This window comes from Streptomyces sp. NPDC127197, assembly GCF_042672405.1.
In the GTDB taxonomy this organism is placed as follows: domain Bacteria; phylum Actinomycetota; class Actinomycetes; order Streptomycetales; family Streptomycetaceae; genus Streptomyces; species Streptomyces flavusporus.
On sequence record NZ_JBHXVG010000113.1, the window covers coordinates 1 to 3,508 of the forward strand.

Genomic DNA, 3,508 nt, shown 5'->3' on the forward strand with positions numbered 1-3,508 from the left:
GGCGACTCCGAAGGGCCAGATCCTTCATCTTCCACGCAGCACCGCAATAAGGCGCTCTTCCTACATAGAACTCCTCCTTGCGTTCAGGACACACGTACCGACGAAATGCGGCTCGTGGGGTGACGGAATGCACGGGGCGGGGTCAGCGGGCCGTACGCCCACCGCGTGTTCGTCGTCGCTCGCGCCGCGCCGGGTTCCCAGACTGGAACGCCGGATCTGCTCGGGGATCTTGGGCCGCTCCCGGAAGGTGAACTCGGTGGCCGGCGCCAGGGCCCGGCGAGCCTCCTCGGTAGTGGCGGAGGGCTGGTTGCGCACGCGGGCGTGCCCGTGGACGGCTCGGACGAAGCTCTCCACCCAGTCGGTGAACCGTGCGCGCTTCTCCGGGTCGTCGCGGTCGTCGATGGTCTCGGCGATCTCGCCGAGCCAGTACGCCGCCCAGCTGTCCAGGACGATGCCGTCGCGGTGCTCCAGGAGCAGCCGGCCGATGTGCCGGGCGACGGGGAAGCGTCGCTGCTGCACGAGCAGCAGGGCCCTCTCGGCCCGGTCTTCGGCGACTGCGCGCTCCTCGTGGTCACGAGCGACCTCGGGCGTACGGCGCTGGCCGGGTTCGCGGACCTGCTCGGCCTTCAGCCGCCGTGCCTTCTGGTACGCGCCCTGCTTGGAGGTCACGCACAGTACTTCGGTGAAGTGGTTCCAGGGCACGCCGGCGGCCCGGCCGTCCTCGATCGCCTCAGCTGCCCGGCGTCGGCCTGCTCGCGCAGGTACTGCCACAACTTCGCGCGCAACACCGCGGCCTCGCCCACCACGTTGACCGGGCTGTCCTTCGGCTGCTTCAGCTTCCCGGCCCATGTCTGCGCGTGGTCCGGCACGAGGAACAACTCCTCCGAAGCTGGGAACCGCTCGTACGCCGGATCGCCACCGAGCTCGTGCAGCTCCCGCAGCCGCTTCACGATCTGGAAGCCGGCCGTGACCACCCGAACCGACGACGTCGGCGTACGGAGGTCCCCCGGGAACCTCCACACCTCTACGCGGGATCCTCACTCGGTGGCGGCCGCGTTTCAGCAGATCAGACCATTTCGTCGGTTGGCCACCGGACGCGCCGTCGCCGTGGTCTCCGGCGGCGACCTCGACCGGCTATGCGGCGAGTGACGCCAGCGTCTGCTCGGGTGCGGTGAGGATCGAGAAGTGGCCTTGGCCGGGATGGATGTGAAGGCGTGCGCCCGGTATCGCCGCGGCGAAGCGGCGGGCGTGCTGGAGCGGGACGGTGGTGTCGGCGTCCCCGTGGTGGATCGACGTGGGCACCCTGATCGACTCGAGGTCGAAACCCCAGGGCTGGGTCAGTACGCGCAGATCCTGCCCGACTCCCCAGCTGCCGCGGTGGAACGCTCGCAGGTAGTTGGTCAGGAAGGCCGCGCGCGCCTCCGGCTGGGCGAGGGCACGCCGGTCGCCGGCGAGCATCTCGCTGGTCGCCAGGCGAAGGAACAGCCCTGGTGCCCGGCGCGCCAGCGTGGCCAGGCGGCCCAGAAACCAGCCGCCGAAGGCCGGAGCGTGCCGGGCGATCTGCAAGGACGCGCGCTGCCCGGCTGCCATCCCGCGGGTGGGCCAGGCAGGCGGGCCAAGGGGCGCGATGAGCAGCAGGCTGCGGACGCGGTCAGGCAGCTCGGACGCGCAGGCGGCCGCGAACGCTCCGCCGCCCGAGACGCCGAGCAGCGCCACCGAGCCGACGTCCAGCGCGTCCAGGACCAGGGTGGCTTCCGCAGCCCAGTCCACGACCCGCGGCAGGCGACGGGCGTCGGTGCCGCCGATGCCGGGGCGATCCGGGGCGATGAGGCGCAGTCCGAGCGCGTGGGCCGCGCCCGCGAAGCCGTACGCGGCCAGCCGGGAGTCGGCCAACCCGTGGCAGAACAGCACCGCAGGCGCGTCCGGCTCCCCCACCACCTCGACCGCGATCACCCCGCCGTCGGCTCGACGCAGCTCCACCCTCCTATCGTCTCCCGTGACCTTGATCCGAGAGCTGCCGGAGCGGCTTTCCCGAGGTTCTGCCGGTAGCTGGCTGGGAGCCAGGGGCCGCTCCGGAGGGCTGCGGCGGTCAGGAGCCGGCCCGGTGATGCTCTTCGACAACGCCTGGACCAGCCCCTGGCTGAGCAGGCCGCCGCCGGCTGAGAGGGGGGTGCCGGACACTTGCGCGGTCCTTCCGACCGCGCAAGCACGTCTCATACGCCGGTAGCTCCGTCGATCTGCTCGCGGATGAGATCGGCATGACCGTTGTGACGTGCGTATTCCTCGATCATGTGGACCATGATCCAGCGCAGGGAGACTCCCTGATCGCCGACGTGACCCGCTTCCTGTTCGGACAGGCGACCGGAGTCGTCCAGCAATGCTCCAGCAATCAGCTCACGGCCTCGAGCGACCTCCGTTTGCCACGCAGCCATCGCCTCGTCGAGTCCTCGTTCCGGCTGCAGGGCAAAGCCGTCGAGGTTGCTCTCCCCGAAGACCGGAGGCACGTCCTGACCTGCGAATACACGCTGGAACCAGTTGCGTTCCACCTCAGCCATGTGCTGAACGAGTCCGAGCAGCGTCATCGACGACGGTGACGCCGCAGCAAGCCGTAATTGATCATCTTTCAGGCCTGAACACTTCAGGGCGAGAGTCGCACGGTGAAAGCCCAGCCATGCTTCCAGCATGGACCGCTCGTCGGCATGCGCGGGCGGGACAGGCCGTCCATCCGGTGTCGTATTCATGAGCACACCCTGGCAGCAGCAGCCGTGGCCCACGACCGCCTTCGCTGGCGACGAACACGCGTCTCGCCCGTCTCCCAGGCGAGCCAGTGACTCAAAACTCGGTTCTGGTACAGATCTTGGGGAGCGGTCGCGGAGGGTTACTGAAGCAGGATCATCTTGCGGAGCAGTTCGAATCCGGCTCGTCCGTAGAGCTGTCTCTTGATCTTCTTGATGCGGTTCACGGCACCTTCCGTACCGCTGGAGCTCCAGTGCAGGGTGAGTCCGGCGGTCACCGCATCAAGGTCTCGGAACAGGTGGAGTGCGAAGTTTGTGAGGCCGGGCAGTTGGCTGGCGTCGACGGCGTCGATCCATGCGGGGAGCGTGGAGCCGAGCCGGTAGGTGAGGATCTCGCCGAAGTCCCGGACGTGTTCGGCGGCGGCATCCAGTTCGGGACAGCGAGCCAGGACGTCCTTCAACGCGGCGCGCTCGTCTTCGCTCAGGGTCGCGGGGTGGCGGGTGAGCCAGCCGGTAACCCGCCGCACGGTCGGCGGCGGGGGCGGCGCCTGCGGTGGGGCGGTGCGTAGGGTGGCGATGTAGGCGCGGACCATGCCGTAGGTGACGGGGGCGTTCTCGGTGAGGAGTTCGCGGTGCAGTCGGGCGACGCTTGTGCATCCTGCGGCGAACCGCCGCTCCAGGTAGACATCTCACGATGCCAAGTCGTCAAGCTGCTGTGGCCAGTTCGGAGGGGAAGGCGATGTGTTCGTCGAACAGTTCGTCTGCCTGAAGGC

The 3,508-nt window shown here is 69.0% G+C and carries 5 protein-coding genes; all 5 read right to left on the bottom strand.

Annotated elements, in window-relative coordinates; all coding sequences use genetic code 11:
* Positions 1-60: 60 nt before the first annotated feature.
* Positions 61-669: a hypothetical protein gene (locus ACFVJQ_RS45635; RefSeq protein WP_385791872.1), complete on the bottom strand. Its 609-nt coding sequence runs from the start codon at positions 667-669 to the stop codon at positions 61-63.
* Positions 666-1,022, bottom strand: coding sequence for a hypothetical protein (locus ACFVJQ_RS45640; protein ID WP_385791874.1), 357 nt, complete (start codon positions 1,020-1,022; stop codon positions 666-668). Before ACFVJQ_RS45640 ends, ACFVJQ_RS45635 begins: the two co-directional genes overlap by 4 nt.
* 112 nt (positions 1,023-1,134) lie before the next feature.
* Entirely contained in the window at positions 1,135-1,980 is an 846-nt protein-coding gene (locus ACFVJQ_RS45645; RefSeq protein ID WP_385791876.1) for an alpha/beta fold hydrolase, read from the bottom strand.
* Between the two features lie 233 nt (positions 1,981-2,213).
* The gene (locus tag ACFVJQ_RS45650; RefSeq protein ID WP_385515110.1) at positions 2,214-2,741 is read right to left on the bottom strand and encodes a DinB family protein; all 528 of its coding nucleotides are present in this window, start codon (positions 2,739-2,741) and stop codon (positions 2,214-2,216) included.
* A gap of 137 nt (positions 2,742-2,878) precedes the next feature.
* On the bottom strand, positions 2,879-3,328 hold the full coding sequence (locus ACFVJQ_RS45655; protein ID WP_385791878.1) for a transposase: 450 nt from the start codon (positions 3,326-3,328) through the stop codon (positions 2,879-2,881).
* Positions 3,329-3,508 lie beyond the last annotated feature (180 nt).

What these genes read in the sequence shown, in the direction of transcription:
- ACFVJQ_RS45650 (WP_385515110.1), bottom strand. Translation starts at nt 2,741, where the DNA reads ATGAATACGACACCGGATGGACGGCCTGTCCCGCCCGCGCATGCCGAC.
- ACFVJQ_RS45655 (WP_385791878.1), bottom strand. Translation starts at nt 3,328, where the DNA reads ATGGTCCGCGCCTACATCGCCACCCTACGCACCGCCCCACCGCAGGCG.